The following is a 17,752-nucleotide window of genomic DNA, read 5'->3' on the forward strand; positions in this document are numbered from 1 at the left end:
TACCTATTTCAGTATAGCGAGTGCCGGCGGCGGCGTATCGGCAGCGCCGCTTCCGAATGCCCGCCTGATCTGTTCGCTTGCTTCGTCGACGGCCGCCGCCAGGCCGATGATCGCCGCGTCGGCGGTTTCGTCGCGACTCGCCGCCGCCTCGACCTGGCGGGCAGAAGTCTGTGCACGGGTGATCCCGAGCATGCCGGCGCGTCCGACGAGGGCATGGGCGAGCTGGCGGGCCTGTTCCCGCTGGCCGGATGCCATCGCCTGTTCGATCCTGCCGACCTCGGATCTACCTTGATCGGCAAATTCGCGCAGCCAGTGCTGGTAGCGTGCGGCATTGCCGGCGAAGCGGGCCAGACCGGCGGCGTTGTCGATGATGCCGGGAACGGGCCAGGCGGGCATGTCCTGATCGCTGGTCGCAGGCGGTAAAGTGTCCATCGCGGTGGCGGCTTGTCGCTGCTTGTGGACGGGAATCCATTTCGCCAGCATGCGGTAGAAGGTCGGCTGGTCGAACGGTTTGCCGATGCTGTCGTTCATGCCGGCAGCGCGCTGGAGACTGATTTCGTGTTCCATGATGTGCGCGGTCATGGCGATGATCGGCAGCGTCTCGAAACCGGAGTGGCTACGCAGTTCGCGGGTCGCGCTATAGCCGTCCATGACCGGCATCTGGATGTCCATCAGCACCAGATCGAAAGCGTTCGCGCCGCTCATCCGGAGATGATCGACCGCTTCCTGGCCGTTGTTGGCCATCACCGGCGAGATGCCGACAGTGCTGAGCAGGGCTTCGACGATTTCGCGGTTGATCGGATGATCGTCGACGACCAGTACCCGTGCGCCGTCATAGGCTTCGGGCAGTGCCTGCAGCGCTGATTCGGCGAGGGTCGTGCCGGGCTTTGCCTGGTCCCCCGGGTCCCCCAGTGCCAGCCAGAGCGTGACGCGAAAGGTGCTGCCGGAACCGGGCTGGCTGCGGGCGCAGATGTCGCCATTCATCTTCTCGGCAAGGCGCTTGCAGATGGCAAGTCCCAGGCCGCTGCCGCCGAACTTGCGCGTCATGCTGGCATCGGCCTGCGCAAAAGGCTGGAACAACTGCGTGATTTCCGGTTCGCTGAGGCCCAGACCGGTATCCTCGACATCGATGGCCAGGCGCACGCGCGTCGATTCCGTGTTCAGCACGCTGATCCGCAGCTCGATGCGGCCGTTGCTGGTGAACTTGATGGCGTTGCCGAGCAGGTTGAGCAGGATCTGTTCGATTCTCAGCGGGTCGCCGATCAGGGCATCGGGAACCGCCGGGTCGATGCTTTCAACGAGTGTCAACCCTTTCTCTGTCACTTGGTGCATGAGCACCGACTGGCAGCGCGCGATAATGCCACGCAGGCTGAAGGGGGTATTTTCGAATTCCAGTCGGCCAGCGGCGATCTTGGTCAGGTCGAGCAGATCGTTGATCAGATGCGCCAATGACTTGCCGGCATGGCCGATCTTGTCGATGTAGTCCTGTTGCCGGGGATCACGGCTGAGTGGCCGGGCGAGTTCGGCCAAACCGATGACGGCGTTCAGCGGCGTGCGCAGTTCATGGCTGACATTGGCCAGGAAAGCGTCCTTGGCGCGGTCGGCCTGGGTCGCAGCGGCCAGCGCCGCGCTCAGGTCGGCGGTACGCTTCTCGACCTGTTCCTCGAGCTGCAACTGATGGTCGATCAGTTCGCGGGTGCGCGTGGCCACTTCGCTGGCAAGGGTGGCATGCCAGGTCTCGACACGTTCGGCCAGGGTGTTGAAGGCCGCCGCCAGGGTTGCCACTTCATCACCGCGGTGCGGCTTCGCCAGCGTCATGCGGGCGCTCAGCTCGCCCTCGGCGAGACGCTGTGCGACATTCGCCAGTTCCCGGATCGGACTCGTCACATGCCGTGCCGCCAGAACGACGATGATCAGGCCGCTGACGGTGAACAGCAGGCCGAAGAGCAGCAGTCGCCAGGCGTGCTGCTCGAGTTCGTGCAGGATCTCGTCGCGCTCGCGGCGAACCACCAGAGTCCATCCTTCGTTGGCGGCAACGCGCACAAAGCGATAGGTGGCAAGGATCGATCGTCCGTTGGCTGCGTTCTCGACGAAGTTGCCATCCATTCCCTGGGAAGCGGGCGGTAGTGGACTCTCGCTCGCCCCGGCCAGCAGACGGAAGGTCGCGAGCAGTCGCTGCTGCTGATCGAAGAGTGAAACCGAACCGGAATTTCCGAGCGAACGCAGTTCAACTCGATCGAAATTGCCCAGCAGTTCCTGTATCGACAAGCTGGCCACCAGCACCCCGAGCAACTTGCCGGTGGGGATCCCCGCGGCGTCCCGCTCGAGGACCTGACGGGCGATGATCAGGCTGGGTTCCCCGGCGACCGTCGAACCGCTGGTTTCGATATGTTCGACGAGACCCGGCGTCAACAGGCGCCCGAGCAGATCGGTATTGGCGAAGGGATGTCCGACCAGGGTGGCGTCGCTGGCAGCCAGCACGCGCCCGTCACCCGTTGACACCAGCGCCAGGTATTCGTAGGCATCCGGGTAGGCACCCATCACCGAATCGAGGTGGCGACTGGCAGCGGCAGACGCCGCTTTCGTCAGTGGCTTGGCCAGTGCCTGCATGAGGACAGGGTTTTCCGAGAGCAGGCGCAGATCGCCGCGGCGTTCCTGCAGAGCGGTCTGGATCTGCGTGCTGCGGCTGTCGGCACTCAATTCGAGACCATGACTGGCATCGGCCAGGTGGGTCTGGTTGGCTCCCGGCAAGCCGAAGAACGGCAATCCGTACAGCCAGGCCGTGAGCAGGGCGGTGATCGCCAGCATCAGCAGTGCGCCGAACAGGCCGGCGACGCGCAAGACGATGCCGGTGCCTGGCAATGTCCGGTTCACGGCGATGTTCTCTTCGGCAGGAGGCATGCGCTAGGGCTCGTAGTCGAAGACATACGGGCGATAGCGGGCGGGCGCAGCCGTGACTTGCTGCAGTCCGTCGTAGGCAAAAGCCATGGCCAGGCGCTCCCAGGATGTGTTCGCAGGCAGCTTGCCAAGCCGTTGCAGGAAATGGAACTCGCCGAGCAGGGGTTGGCGATCGCCACTTGCGGCCGGGATCACCGGCGCAGCGGGTACCTCGATAATTTCGCGGCGGGCGATCGTCACTGCCTGTGCCAGGGTCAGCGCGGGTGCCTGGCCGCTGAAAGCGTTGCCGTCGTGCATTGCCCAGCGGGCGGCGGATTCAATGTTCTTGCGGTTCTGGCGCATCCATTCGAGTGCGCGGATCAGCGCGGCGACCAGATGCCTGGCCGCCTCGGGATGCCGTTGCACGAAGCGTCTGGTGAGCACCAGATAGTCCGAGCTGGGACCGCGGAAGACGATGCGTGCCTGCGCAAGGCTGGCCAGGGCGATGGTCGGTGCCGGTTCCCAGGCGGCAAACCCATCAATCCGTCCTTGCGCCAACGCAGCAGGCATTTCGTCAATGGCCAGAGGGACCAGCGTCACATCCTGCTCACTCAGCCCGACGCTGGCCAGCGCCTGCAGCAGCGTGTAATGTGCGCTGGAGTTCGGCACATATGCCAGGCGCTTGCCCTGCAGGTTGGCCAGCAAGCCCTCCTGGCGCGCGACCAGCGCCGTCGCGCTGCGTTTGGTGAGGCCGGCAATCGCGACATCGGTTCGTGCCGCCAGGAGGATTGTCGGCAGGTCGCCGAGCAGCCCGGCCTCGAGCCTATCCTCGGCCAGAAGATCAAGCATGTCGCTGCCGCGCCGGAACGCGAAAGTGGCCAGCGGCTGGCCGAGTTCTTCGAGCCGGCGCTTGAGGATTCGATCACGCTGCAGCAGCGCACCGATCATGGCTGCCGGAAAACCGAGAGGCTGTACGCCGATGTCGACCGAAGCGGCGTTCCGGGGCAGTGCGTAGCGCGCGAAATACTCCTCGCCGGCCGCGGCGGGACCGGTACAGAAAAGCCAGAGCAGGAGCAGTCCGCTCCAGTCGCGCAGCCTCGTCATCCGGTTTCCTCGTGGCCGGCAAGGAGTTGCCGCGCGGCCTCGAAGTCGAATTTCTGCGCTGCTGCCCGCGCTGCTTGCAGCAGCGGTTCCCAGTCGCTATTCGGCAGTTCCGCAAGACAGCTTTCGATCGCCGTGACGCTGCCGCCATCCGCGTCCTGCAGCAGGCGCAGCAGGGTTGCCACCGAGGCGGGCACCGGTCCGGTCGGTTTTGCTCCCGGTGGCGGTCTGGCCGCTAGGCGGGTCGCCTGCCGAGGGATGGATTTGGCGAGCGCCGCCTGGATGCCGGCACTCATCGCCTCGATCGACTGTGCCAGTTGCCGGCGCAGCGCATGGCCCGCCGGACTGTTCGCCTCGCCGGCCCGCAGTGCCTGCTCGAGCGCCTCGGCCAGAGCTTGCAGTTCGCGCATGCCGAGCGTACCGACGCGACCCTTGAAGGCATGCATCGCCTGTCTCGCCGACTCGCTCGCACCACCGGCCAGCAGGGTGTCGATGGTCGCGGCGAAGCCGGCCGATTCGTCGACGAATTCCCGCAGCCAGTGACGGTAACGGGCGCGGTTGCCGGCGAATCGTTGCAGTGCCGTAGCGCTGTCGAGGCCGCCGATTGCCGCCCACTCGTTCTCGCCAGCGTCGACTGCGGTGGTCGCAAGTGGCGCCGCCGTGCTCGGGGTCACCCCCTGCACAGCCAGCCAGCGCGTCAGCAGTGCAAAAAAAGCCGGTAGTGAAAACGGTTTGCCGAGATGATCGTTCATGCCTCCGGCCAGGTACACTTCTTTCTCGTGCACCATCGTGTGCGCCGTCATGGCGACGATCGGCAGCGTGGCGAAACCCGGCAGCGCACGGATTCGACGGGTGGCCGCAAGGCCGTCGAGAACCGGCATCTGGATGTCCATCAACACCAGGTCGAAAGCCTGCGCGCCAGCCTCGCGGAGAATGTCCACCGCCTGCTGGCCGTTCTCGGCGAAACGCGGCACGATGCCGACGCTGCCCAGCAGTTCGAAGACCAGCTCGCGATTGAGCGGCTGATCATCGACTACCAGCACCCGCGCTGCCGGATAATGCGCCGGCGGGCCAGCGGCAACGGCCGGGTCTTCGCCGGTCGGACACTCGCTGGCAGTCGTCACACCCAGGCGCAGGCGGACGCGGAAGCAAGTGCCCTGGCCCGGCTGGCTGCTGACTTCGATCGAACCCTGCATGCCCTCGGCGAGTTGCTTGCAGATCGCCAGGCCCAGGCCGGTGCCGCCGTGCTTGCGGGTGATCGACGGGTCGGCCTGGACGAACGGCTGGTAGATGCGGGCGATCTCGCTCTCGCTCATGCCGATTCCCGAATCCTCGACCTCGATCAGCAGCCCGACCTGCTGATCGTCGAGGTCCTCGATGGCGACGCGCACCACGACCCGGCCGGTTTCGGTGAACTTGAGCGAGTTGTTGAGCAGATTGAGCAGGATCTGTTCGATGCGCAGCGGGTCGCCGACCAGCCATTCGGGAAGTCGCTCGTCGATCCGGCTTTCGAGATTCAAGCCCTTTTCGAGGGCATGGTGTCCGATCACCGACAAGGCTCGCGCGACGGTCTTCCGGAGGCTGAACGGGGTATTTTCCAGGCGCATCTCGCCGGCCGCGATCTTGGTCAGATCGAGCAGATCGTTGATGATCGCCAGCAGCGTCTGGCCGGCGTCCCTGATCTTTTCCAGGTATTCGCGCTGGCGGGAGGCGTCGTTGTGGTTCAGCGCCAGCGCCGAGAGTCCGATGACCGCGTTGAGCGGTGTGCGCAGTTCATGGCTGACGTTGGCGAGAAAGGCGTTCTTGACCCGGTCGGCGATTTTCGCCGCTTCCAGTGCCGCCTGCAGGGCGCGGTTTTGCAGGTAGAGGCGAAGAAACACTTGCGTCTTGGCGCGCAGCAACTGGTCCTTGATCGGCTTGGTCAGATAATCGGTGGCGCCCGTCCGGTAGCCATGGATGCGATCCTCCGGGCTGTTGTGGGCGGCGGTGATGAAGATCACCGGCGTATCGACGGTCCGCGGATTGGCGGACAGTCGTTCGCAGACCTCGAAGCCGTCCATCTCGGGCATCTGCACGTCGAGGAGGATCAGTGCGAATTCCTCTTCGAGGGTGATCGCCAGCGCGTCGAAACCGTTGCTGGCCTCGACGATCGTCGCCTCGATACCCCTGAGGGCAGTGCGGATCGCCAGGCGGTTGGCAGCCAGGTCATCGACGACGAGGATCTTCGGAACGCCGTTCATTTCGACCCCGCCATGGATTTTCGGAAAACCCGCAGTTCGGGCTGCAGCGGCACCCAGGTACGCTCCCGGTCGAGGATCGATTCGGTGCTGCCGAGGACCAGGAAGCCGCCGCGCTGCAGGCTGCGTTCGAACAGGTCGAGGGCCCGTGCCTGCAGCGCCGCGCCGAAGTAGATCAGGACGTTGCGGCAGATCAGCAACTGCGTTTCCAGGAAGGCATCATCGGTGACCAGGTTATGCTCGACGAATTCAATCGCTTGCAGGATCTCTGCACGAATGGCCATGGTCTCATCGCCGTCATGGCCAGGGGCATCGAAATAATCGTCGAGGCTGGCGCGGCCGCCAGCCGCCAGATAGTTGGCCCGCCACTGCGCGAACTGGTTCGCCAGCCAGCGGCCGCGGCGCGCGATCCTGAGCAGGTCGGCGTTGATGTCGGTGGTGATCAGCCGCGCCTTGAACGACAGACCACATTCGTGCAGCAGGATGGCGAGCGAATAGCTTTCCTGGCCATAGCCACAGCCGACCTGCCAGATGTTGATGCGCGGGAAGCTGTCGAGTTCCGGCATCACCTGTTCGCGGAGATACTTCCACACCGGTGGATCGCGGAAGAATTCGGATACCGGCACCGATAATGTGTTGATCACGGTCTGTGCCACCTGCTCGTCGTGCAGCAGAGCCGGCAGCAATTCAACCAGGCTGCCGATCTGGAAGGTATCGACCAACTGCCTGAGCCGGCGGATCAATGAGGCGCGGTCGTAACCGCTAAAATCGTAGCCATAGCGCTCGCGCAGCAGCAAGAGCAGCAGGTCGGCCTCGATGGCCTCGATTGGGCGCGCGGATTCTCTTTTCAGAGCCATTTTTCGAGCAACTGCAAAAGGCGGTCGATATCGACCGGTTTGGCGAGGTAATCGCTGGCGCCGGCGGCGAGGCAGAGCTCGACGTCGCCGGGCATTGCCTTGGCGGTGACGGCGATGATCGGGATCTGGCCGGAGCTGCCGCCGCGCATTCTCCGGATCAGTTCGTAGCCATCCATGCCGGGCATCATGATGTCGGTCAGGACCGCAGCGAACTGGCCGGTGGCCATCATTTCCATCGCCTGTGCGCCGCTGCCGGCGACGCTGACGGCAAAGCCGCGAGCGCGCAGTGCTTTCGACAGCGCCGACTGGTTGCGAACGTCGTCATCGACGATCAGCAGCGCTTCGTGCCGCGCCCTTGCGGCCGCCGGTGCGGCGTCGGATTCCATCGTCTGCCGGGCGACCGCGAGCAGGACTTCCTCGCGCAGGCGCGAGCTTGCCTGGCCGTTGAGCCGTCCCTTGGAGATTACCGCGTCGGCGTGCGCATGCAGCCGCAGCAGTTCGGCGTCGTCGAGGTCGCGTGCCGAGTAGACCACCACCGGCGGTGGCTGTGGCGTGGCGGCAGCTTGTTCGAGCCATTCGAAGCCGCTCATGTCGGGCAGCATCAGGTCGAGGATGACAGCATCGTAACGCGTGGCGGCGATTGCCGCCAGACCGTCGCTGCCATTGTGTACCTGACTGAGTTCGATGTTCGTCTCCTTGAACAGGACGCGCACCGCCTGGCTGCTCGCCTGATCGTCTTCGATCAGCAGCACCTGCCGCTGGCGGGCGGACTGGGCGGCTGGCACCGGCGAGCGGTCGAGCATGTCGCGGAGTGCGGCCAGCACTGCGTTGCGGGTGATCGGCTTGCGGATGTAGCCGGCAGCGCCGAGTGCCGCTGCCTCGCCGGTGTCGGCCGCACCGGAGATGATGTACACGGGAATGTCGGCGCTGTCCGGGTTGGACTTCATCCGGCGCAGGACCTCGAGGCCCGGGATGCCGGGCAGACCGAGGTCGAGCAGCACGCCGGCCGGGCGCTCGGCGGCGATCAGTTCGAGCGCCTTTTCCCCGCTATTCACCGCCAGTACGGCGTAGCCGAGCGTTTCGATCAGGCGGGTGACGAGCATCACCAGGTGGCCATCGTCTTCGACGACCAGGATCAGCGTGTGGCGGTCGGCGGTGGCCGGCCGCGCGGCCACCGCCGGTGCTGCAGGTGCTGCAGGTGCTGCAGGTACGGGAGGACTGCTGCCGCAAGAGACGATATCCGGCAGGTGTACCGAGAAGCGGCTGCCGCTGCCGGGTGTGCTCTCGATGTCGATGCGGCCGCCCAGCAGTGCGACGAGTTGGCGGCTGATCGCCAGACCCAGGCCGGAACCGCCGTACTTGCGTGCGCTGCTGCCATCGACCTGCTGGAAGGCATTGAAGATGCGTTCGATCTGGTCGGCTGCAATGCCGATGCCGCTGTCGATGATGTCGAAACGCAGTCCCCTGTCCTCGGCACACAGCACGAGCCGCACCGACCCCCGGTCGGTGAACTTGATGGCGTTCGACAACAGGTTGGTCAGGATCTGGGTCAGCAAGCGGCGGTCGCTGTGGATCATGGGTACTGCGGTGGCTTCGACTTCGATCGAGAATGCAATCGACTTCTTGGCGGCGAGCGGCTCGAACAGGCGGCGCAGGTAAAGGAGGATCTCGGAGACCGGAAAATCCCTGATCAGCATTTCGACCTTGCCGGCCTCGATTCTCGACAGGTCGAGAATGTCATTGATCAGTGACAGGAGCTGGCTGCCGCTCTCATGGATGACGCTCGCCGACTCGACTTCATCGTCATCGAGATGGCCGGTCGCATTCTCGGCGAGATGCTTGGCCAGGATCAGGATGCTGTTCAGCGGGGTGCGCAGTTCATGCGACATGTTGGCCAGGAACTGCGATTTGTAACGGTTGGCCTGCGCGAGTTCGCGCGCCCGCGTCTCGGCCTCGCTGCGGCCGAGTTCGAGTTGCCGGCCCTGCGCTTCCAGACGGCGGTTCTTCTCTGCCAGTTCCTCCTGCCGCACCCGCAGTTCCTCCTGAGTGCCGCGCAGGGTCGCATTCTGTGCCTTGAGTTCGTCGGACTGGGCACGCATTTCGTCGCTCAGCGCCAGCATTTCGCTGTTCCTGTCGGCAAGTTCCGCCTTCTGCTGGCCCAGGAGCTTGGCCTGCCGGCGACTTTCATCGAGCAGCGCGAGATTGCGCTCGGCGGCTTCGATGTTCGCCAGATGCAGTCCGAGCGGGCCCACCAGGGCCGCCAGAAAAGCGTGCTCATCGGGCGACAGCCGGCGCGTCGCCGCCAGCTCGACGACCGCCAGCGTCTGGTTCTGATGCGTGATCGGGTAAAGCACGAGTTCATCGGGAGGGAACTCGGCCAGTCCGGTGGCGATCATCATCAGACCGCCGCCCACCGGCGCCAGGATCACTGCCTGGCCATCGCGGGCGCACTGGCCGACCAGCGATTCACCGGGCGCGAAGCGGTCCTGCGACTGGCTGCGCCGGGCCAGTCCCTGGGCGCCGGCACGCCGGTAGTGGCCGTCGGCGTCGCGCAGAAAGAGGGTCGCGACGGGAACGTCAAGCTGCCGCCGCAGATGGCCGAGCAGGGTATCGGCCACATCGGCCAGGGTTTCTTCCTGGCTGACGGCGGTGGTCAAGGTGGCGACGTTTTCGTGAATCCAGCGGTCGCGCGCAACCGCCTCGGACATCTTGCGGAAACTTTCCGCCGCCTTGGCCATGTCGCCTATCTCGTCCTGGCGGTCGAGACCGGGAATCGCCGTTTTCTCGCCGCTGGCCAGGCGCACCAGTGCCGTCTGCATTGCCAGCACCGGCTGGAGCAGTCGCCGGCCGCCGACGACCGCGACGGCGGTCGCTGCCCCGGCAATCAGCAGGCCGCTGCCGAGCATCAGCCATTGCAGCGAATACAGGCTGGACAGCGCTTCGTCACGGCTGATCTTGGCGATTACGCCCCAGCGTGGCTGGTCGCCGAGGGCGCCGGCAAAGGGCTGCAACTGGCGGTAGGCGATGAACGAGGGCTGGCTGCGATAATCGAAGAGCTGATCGCTGCCGTCGTTGCCGGCGAGCACGCGGTTGACGGCCTCGGTCTGCAGTTGCCGCTTGAGGACCGAAGATTCCTGGTCGAAAAAAGTGTTGGTCAGCATCCAGCCGCCGCTGCCGACGACAAAGGCTTCACCGCTCTGGCCGAGTCCGGCCTTGAAGTGCATGTGCCGGTCGAGCGGTTCGAAAGCGATCTGCGCCACCAGCGCTCCCAGCGGCTGACCGGTTTCGGGTTCGATGACGGGGATGGCGAGGAACATGGCCGGCCGGTTGCCCGCGGCCGCGTAGTGTTCGGCATCGGTAAAGGCCGGGACGCCGCTGACTGCCTGGCGCAGGGCGATCACCGCCACGCGCGCCAGGCCGGTGTCCTTCCACGGCCCGTTGAACAGGTTGGTCGCAAAATCGTGATCCTTGAGCAGGGAATAGACGACATGGCCCTGCCGGTCCACCAGCAGCATGTCTTTCCAGCCATAGACGGCATGGCGCCTGCGGAAGAACACATCATGCTCGCGGTGCGCCTGTTGGTAGCCACGACGGCAGGGATTGTTGGCGAGACTGGCGGCGTGCGCTGCGTCACTGTCGTACAACTGCTGGAGCTGGCTGTCGGCGCTGGCGCCGCAGGCGGCGAAGGCGGCGGCAAACTGCTGCATGGCCGCGATTACGGCAGGGGCGTTGCCCATGCCGACGATATCATCGCGCATCCGTTCGAAGTGATTGTGAATATCTTCGCGGCGCGCCTCGGCGACCGCCGCCAGCGCCCGTTCGGCGGCGTCCTGTAGAGCATTGCGGGCGACCAGGGTAACGATCGCCAGCAACAGCGAAACGGCAGCGATTGCCGGCAGCACCGTCTGGAGGAGCAGTTTTGAACCCAGTTTCATGTCGGCGCCCCAATCATTGCGGCGAGGATCTGCTTCGCCGCTTCAAAATCGAAACCTTCCGCTTTCGCCAGCGCTGCCTGCAGCGGTGCTTGCCAGTCGCGATCCGGCAGTTCCGCAAGGCAGGCGGCGATGGCCACGGCGCTACCGCCGTCGGAGGCCTCCAGCAGGGGCAGCAGGGCCGCGATCGCGGGCGGCATCGGTCCTTCCGGCCGTGTTGCCGCCGCCGCCGTGACCGGCCTGCCAGAGCCGAGTGCTGCCTGCAAGCTGACGCGCATGCGTTCGATCGACTGTACCAGTTGTAGGCGGATTGCGCTGCCATAATTGCTGTCCGGATGGCTGTCCGGAGTGCCGTCTGTTTCGCCACCAGCTTTGCTGCCTCGTAGAAACTGCTCGAGTGCCGCTGCCAGATCGTGCAGCTCGGTCATGCCGAGCGTCCCGACGCGGCCCTTGAAAGCGTGCACCATCTGCCTTGCCGCCGCGTACTCCCGATCGCGCAGCAGCGCGTCGAGCCTGGCCATGAAGTCCGCCGAATCCCCGACGAATTCGCGCAGCCAGTACCGATAACGCGCTTCATTGCCGGCAAAGCGCTGCCGTGCCGCGCTGGCGTCCAGACCGCCGATCTCTGACAGTTCTCCGTCGCCATCACCACCGCACTCGACACTGGCCACGGGTGCAGTCGGTACCGGCGGGGCCTCGGCGCGATGCGCCAGCCACCTGGCCAGCAGCGCAAAGAAACTTGGCAAGGCGAACGGTTTGCCGAGATGGTCATTCATCCCTTCGTCCAGGTACATCTGCTTTTCGTGTTCCATCGTGTGTGCCGTCATGGCGGCGATCGGCAGCGTCGCAAAACCCGGCAGCGCACGGACCCGGCGCGTTGCCGTGAGGCCGTCGATGACCGGCATCTGGATGTCCATCAGGACCAGATCGAAGGCTTCAGGACCGCACTGGCTGAGGATGTTGATTGCCTCCAGGCCGTTCTCGGCGAAGCGCGGGACAATGCCGACTTGGGCCAGCAAATCGAAGACGATCTCGCGGTTGAGGGGTTGATCATCGACCACCAGAACGCGCGCGTCGTGGTAATGCGTCGGCAGGGCCTGGACTTCCGGCGCCTTGTCGCCGTCGGGAAGGTCGCTTTCGGTTGCCAGGGCAAGTGTCAGACGGACGCCAAAGCATGTGCCTTCGCCCGGCCGGCTCCTGACCTCGATCAAGCCGTGCATGCCTTCGACGAGTTGCTTGCAGATCGCCAGGCCCAGGCCGCTGCCACCGTACTTGCGCGTGATCGACAGGTCGGCCTGGACGAAAGGCCGGTAGATACGGGCGATCTCGCTTTCACTCATGCCGATTCCCGAATCCTCGACCTCGAGCAACAGACCGGCGCGCTGCGCGTCGAGGTATTCGACGATGATGCGTAGGATGATGCCGCCGGTGTCGGTGAATTTGATCGAATTGTTGAGCAGGTTGAGAAGAATCTGTTCGATGCGCAGCGAATCGCCGACCAGCCTTTCGGGAAGCCGTTCGTCGATCTGCGCTTCGAGCCGCAGCTCCTTTTCGGCGGCGCGATGGCTGATGACCGAGAAAACGCGCGCGGCGGTCTGACGGAGGCTGAACGGCTGCGCTTCAAACCTCATCTTGCCGCTTGCGATCCGGGTCAGATCGAGCAGATCGTTGATGATCGACAGCAGCGTCTGGCCAGCATCGCCGACCTTTTCCAGGTACTGGCGCTGGCGGGCGTCGGTGCTGCCCTGCAGGGCCAGTGCCGAGAGCCCGATGACGGCGTTGAGCGGTGTCCGCAATTCGTGGCTGACGTTGGCGAGGAATGCGTCTTTGACCTGGTCGGCGATCTTTGCCGCTTCCAGCGCGCTGGTCAGTTCGGCCGTGCGGCGTTTGACGAGGTCTTCGAGGTGTTCCTGATGTTCTTCGAGTTGGAGCTTGATCTGTCGTTGTTCGGTGACGTCCTGCTTGACTCCGAGAAAGTGGGTGATCGTTCCGTGCTCGTCGACGATCGGCGAGAGCAAGGCTTCTTCCCAGAACAGTTCGCCATTTTTGCGCCGGTTGAGGAGCGTGCCGCGCCATTCGCCGCCCGCGAGCAGCGTGTCCCACATTTCCCGGTAGGATTGCAGCGAGGTCTGGCCGGATTGCAGCAGGCGCGGGTTCTGGCCGATAACCTCATGCCACGAATAACCGCTGGCCTGGACGAAACGCGGATTGACATATTCGATCAGACCTCCGCGACTGGTGATGACGATCGACACCGGGCTCTGCTCGACCGCCTGCAGCAACTTGTGGACTTTTTCCTCGGCGGCCCGGCGTTCGGAAATGTCGGCGAAGATCCAGATGCTTCCCTCGTGTGGATGCGCGGGGTCGATTGCCCGTCCGTTCAGCACGCCCCAGAAAGTCTGGCCGTCCTTGTGTTGCAAGAGAACTTCCTCGCAATGGCTCCTGCCGGCACCGCAGTCGGCGTAGGCGCGCTCGCCGACGGCCTCGAAGATGGCGCGCGAGGCATACAGGCACTCGGTCGATTGCCCGGACAGCTCGCCGGCGCCATAGCCAAAGATTTCCTCGAAGCGGCGATTGCACGAAACCACCCGCCGGTGTTTCAGGTAGGTGATGCCGACCAGCGCGTTTTCCAGGATCGTCTGATGTTCGGCGAGCAATTGCCGGGTCTGCTCGCGCTGCTCGTGTTCGCGGCTGACGTCGAACATCAGCCCGCGCAACCTCGTCGGCTGGCCGTCCTCGGCGATGACCCGAACCCGGTCGTGTAGCCAGATCGTATGTCCGTCGGCGGCGACGAAACGATATTCCAGATCATAGGGCAGCCCTTGCTCGCTGCGACTCGCGCGGTAGGCGCTTGCCCAGGCCCGGTCGTCCGGGTGCAGATGCGCCACCCAGAAGTCGGCCTGTGCCCAGTCGGCAACCGGAAAACCCAGCAGGCGTTCGGCCTGGGAACTGACGAAGGTGAATTGCAGAGTCCGGGCATCGGCCTCCCAGACGATGCCGTCGATCGACTGCACGAGTTCCTCGTGCCGCCTGCTCAGGCGCTGCATTCGCTGGCTCATGCGGGAGGCAAAGACCCTGGCGAGGAGGAACAGCCCGGCCGTGGTCAGCAGCACCGCGATGCTGGTGATCCAGGCGTGTTGCTGCTGGCGGAGCAGCAGTGGCGTGATGTCGAAGCGGATGCTGATGCCGCCACGCACATCGCCGACCCGGTAGTCCATGTCCTGATGGCAGCGCAGGCAAGCGGTCTCGACCAGCAAGGGAGCCATGTAGCGGAATTCGCTCCCATCACCGCTGCGGAGCGTCGCGAAACGTTCCTTCTCGCCGGCCGCGAAACCCGCGAGTGCCGCGCGTTCCCAGTCGTCGGCGGCGTTGTCGGGGTTCTTCAGTTGCAGGCTGGTAATGTGAAAACGGTAGTCGCCATCGCGCGCCGCCAGTTCCGAGATCTCTCGCGTCATCAGCGCCGGATTGCGCAGGGTGTAGGTCTTGCCGTTGGTCGCCGTGATGTCGGGGTCCTGCAGGTACGGATTGCTTTCGATCCCGGCGCGTTTTTCCACATAGACCCCGCCGTGCTCGGCGTTCCATCTCCGGGTCAGGACGATGTCGCGGAAATGCGCGCGTGCGCGCGTGAGCACGAACTCTTCGACCATCGCCTCTTCATTGGCCAGCTCAAGGAAAACCACCGCCATGCCGGCGACGATCAGCAGTAAGCCGATTTGCAGCAGAAAGCGATACTGCAACCATTTCCCGGTCATCCTTTGACGCGTATTCAAAGCGGATTCGAACGCCAGCGTGCCAAGGCTGTAGCCAGTTGGCGATCCGAGGTTTCGACGTGATCAATCAGCCAACGCTTGATGAACCCGGCAATCGCCGCGGCGCTGACGATGCCCTCGTTCATTTCTTCGATCTGGGCACGGACCTCGTCGAACAGGTGTACATGTTCCTTCTGGTGGCGGGCCGAAAATTCGTAGTGGATATCCAGCATCAGTTGTTCTTCGCGGGCGAAGTGATCCCGGGTGAGGGTTTCGAGTTCAACCAGCACGGCCTGGGTGGCAAGCCGGTCAGAGCGCTCGCTCGCCTCCTGCAGGCGATTGAGCAGGCCGACCATGGCGCGATGATCGTTGTCAATCTCGGTGTGCCCGATTTCCAGTGCTGCGCTCCATACCAGTGATGCCATGGTGTCATCTGTCCAATAAGTTTGCGGATAAACGCCTGGTCGCTTGGTCTGCAACCGGCTGTTGCGGCCGTTTTCGCGGATCTTTCCCGCCATTTCGTGCAATTCATTGATCAACAAGATGATAATTACATTGGCGGGCATTTGGATGGAAAAAATCCTGGAAAAGTTCGGTTCAGTTTGCCGATCGGATGGTAAACATCGGCGTACCCTCTGTTGAAGGATGACCCCTGACGATGCCCGAATTCTCGACAGACTCGGGAAAGCACTCGGCTGCCAGCGGGCGGCTGAAGAAATATCCCTGGTAGTAGTCGCAGCCGTGCTCTTCGAGAAAGGCCAGCTGTTCTGCCGTCTCGACGCCTTCGGCAACCACCGAGAGGGACAGCGAATGCGCCATGGCGATGATCGTCGCGGCGATCTCGGCATCGCTGGTGTCGGTGATGACGTCACGGATGAAACTCCGGTCGATCTTCAGCTTGTCGATCGTGAAGCGCTTGAGGTAGCTGAGCGAGGAATAACCGGTACCGAAATCGTCGATCGACAGGCGCACACCGAGCGCACGAATGCGATTGAGGATGGCGACGGCCCGCTCGCCATGCTCGATGAGGATGCCCTCGGTGATCTCCAGTTCGAGAAAGCGGGCGTCGAGACCACTGTCCGCCAGGGTCTGGCGAAGCAGTTCCGGGACATCCTGCAAAAAGAACTGTCGCGGCGAAATATTGACGGCGATGGTCCGCAGCGCACGCCCGGCGTCGAGCCAGGCCCGCATCTGCCGGCACGCCGTCGCCAGTACCCAGGCGCCGATCGGTGCAATCAGTCCACAGTCCTCGGCGACCGGAATGAAGTGGATCGGTGCAATCATTCCCTGCTCGGGATCGTACCAGCGCAGCAGTGCTTCCGCGCCGATCACCGCGCCGCTGCGGGCCTCGATCAGCGGCTGGTAATGCAGGAGCAGATGGCCGAGGTCGATCGCCCGCCGCAGGCGCGATTCCAGGTGCATGCGTTCGAGGGTGCGTTTGGTCAGCGCTTCGGTGTAGAAGCAGAAGGTCTTGCCTCCCTGCGCCTTGGCCAGATTGACGGCGGTATCGGCGTTGCGCAGCAGCAGCGCCGGATCGCTGCCGTCGTCGGGCGAGATGCTGATGCCGACACTGGCGCTGAGGTAGATCTCGTCGCTGCCGGCGATCCGGAAAGGCGCCTCGAGCGCCTTGAGCAGGTCACTGGCGACGACGGCGGCATCGGCTGCGACCTCGATTTCTTCCATCAGCACCGCGAATTCGTCGCCATGCACCCGCACCAGCGTGTCCTCGTCGCGTAGCCGCAACTTGAAGCGTTCAGTGACCGCGACCAGCAGCACATCGCCGAACTCGTGCCCGAACGAGTCGTTGATGTTCTTGAAGAGGTCAAGGTCAAAGATCAGGAGCGCCATCTTGTGATGGTGACGCTGCGCCCTTGCGAGAGCGTGCTCGAAGCGGATGTTCAGCAGGCTGCGGTTGGGCAGCTTGGTCAGGGTGTCGTGGTAGGCAACGAATTCGGCGTGTGCCTCGGCGTTGCGCAGGCGGCTGATGTCGGTGAATACCCCGATGTAGCGTTCGATCTGCCCATACTCGTTGTGCACCGCGCTGATCGTCAGCCATTGCGGGTAGGTTTCGCCGGTCTTGCGGCGGTTGCAGAGTTCACCCTGCCAGAAGCCGGTGCTCGTCAGTTCGTTCCAGACCATGCGGTAGAACGCCTCGTCATGATGTCCGGACTTGAGGATGCCGGCATTCTGGCCGATGGCTTCCTCGCTGGTGTAACCGGTGATTTGCGTGAAGGCGTGATTGACGGCCAGGATGCGGGCGCTGGCGTCGGTAATGGCCACGCCGTCGCGCGTCAGTTCGAACACCTTGGCCGCTTGCCGCAAGGATTCCTCGCTGCGCCGGATCGCAGTGATGTCGTCGACGATCACGGCGAACCGCCCGATTTCCGGGCAGTAGGCGGTGACCCGGTAATAACGTTCGAGTTCGGCGCTGAAATCGTCGAACTGCTGACTGTCGCCGGTCAGCGCGACCTCACCGTAGCGCTCTATCCACTGCGGTTCAAGCTGCGGCAGCACTTCGCGAACCCGCCGGCCGACGAGCCTGCTCCTGGAGAGGCCGGTAATCGCCTCGAATGCCGGGTTGACGTCGATGAAGCGATAATCGCAGGGCTGGCCTTCGCCATCGAGGAGGATCTCATGCAGCGCAAACCCCGAGGGCAGGGCATCGAACAGCTTGCGCAGGCCTCGCTCGTCGATTGTCTGGCGGGCTGTCTGGTCGATCATTGGGTGGGATGCCTTGACAGGATCGCTGCCAATATGGACTGAGGGCATGATTTCTTCCTGTGGAGATCAGTCGGTCCTTGCGCCTTCACTGTCGCCCGGCAATGCCGGTTCAGAAACGCTCGAAGTCGTGGACGGCCGCTGCCTCGGCGGCGACGCGGAGCGCTGCCCTGGGGCGTGCGGGTACCGCCCGCTGGGCGGCCGGGGCGGCGCGGCGCGCCGTCGGGGCGTGGCGGCCCTGCTCCGCGAGCCGGAAGAAAGTCATCAGCTCCTGCAGTTGC

The 17,752-nt window shown here is 64.2% G+C and carries 8 protein-coding genes; all 8 read right to left on the bottom strand.

Annotated elements, in window-relative coordinates:
- Window positions 1–3: 3 nt before the first annotated feature.
- Window positions 4–2,901, bottom strand: a complete 2,898-nt coding sequence (locus AW06_RS20225) for a hybrid sensor histidine kinase/response regulator (protein WP_273704528.1) — start codon at window positions 2,899–2,901, stop codon at window positions 4–6.
- Window positions 2,902–2,904: 3 nt separating this feature from the next.
- Window positions 2,905–3,981, bottom strand: coding sequence for an ABC transporter substrate-binding protein (locus tag AW06_RS08660; protein ID WP_034948778.1), 1,077 nt, complete (start codon window positions 3,979–3,981; stop codon window positions 2,905–2,907).
- Window positions 3,978–6,218, bottom strand: a complete 2,241-nt coding sequence (locus tag AW06_RS08665; RefSeq protein ID WP_034948780.1) for a response regulator — start codon at window positions 6,216–6,218, stop codon at window positions 3,978–3,980. Before AW06_RS08665 ends, AW06_RS08660 begins: the two co-directional genes overlap by 4 nt.
- Window positions 6,215–7,072 carry a CheR family methyltransferase gene (locus tag AW06_RS08670; protein ID WP_034948782.1) on the bottom strand — a complete coding sequence of 286 codons (858 nt, stop codon included), beginning with the start codon at window positions 7,070–7,072 and terminating at the stop codon, window positions 6,215–6,217. The genes AW06_RS08665 and AW06_RS08670 overlap by 4 nt, the downstream gene beginning before the upstream one ends.
- A complete protein-coding gene (locus AW06_RS08675; RefSeq protein WP_034948785.1) occupies window positions 7,063–11,007 on the bottom strand; it encodes a response regulator in 3,945 nt (1,314 codons plus the stop codon). Before AW06_RS08675 ends, AW06_RS08670 begins: the two co-directional genes overlap by 10 nt.
- Window positions 11,004–14,756, bottom strand: coding sequence for a PAS domain S-box protein (locus AW06_RS20230; RefSeq protein ID WP_273704529.1), 3,753 nt, complete (start codon window positions 14,754–14,756; stop codon window positions 11,004–11,006). The genes AW06_RS08675 and AW06_RS20230 overlap by 4 nt, the downstream gene beginning before the upstream one ends.
- 14 nt (window positions 14,757–14,770) lie before the next feature.
- On the bottom strand, window positions 14,771–15,178 hold the full coding sequence (locus AW06_RS20235; protein WP_273704530.1) for a bacteriohemerythrin: 408 nt from the start codon (window positions 15,176–15,178) through the stop codon (window positions 14,771–14,773).
- Between the two features lie 172 nt (window positions 15,179–15,350).
- Entirely contained in the window at window positions 15,351–17,474 is a 2,124-nt protein-coding gene (locus tag AW06_RS08690; RefSeq protein WP_273704531.1) for an EAL domain-containing protein, read from the bottom strand.
- Window positions 17,475–17,752 lie beyond the last annotated feature (278 nt).

Source organism: Candidatus Accumulibacter cognatus, from assembly GCF_000584975.1.
GTDB classification, from domain to species: Bacteria; Pseudomonadota; Gammaproteobacteria; order Burkholderiales; family Rhodocyclaceae; genus Accumulibacter; species Accumulibacter cognatus.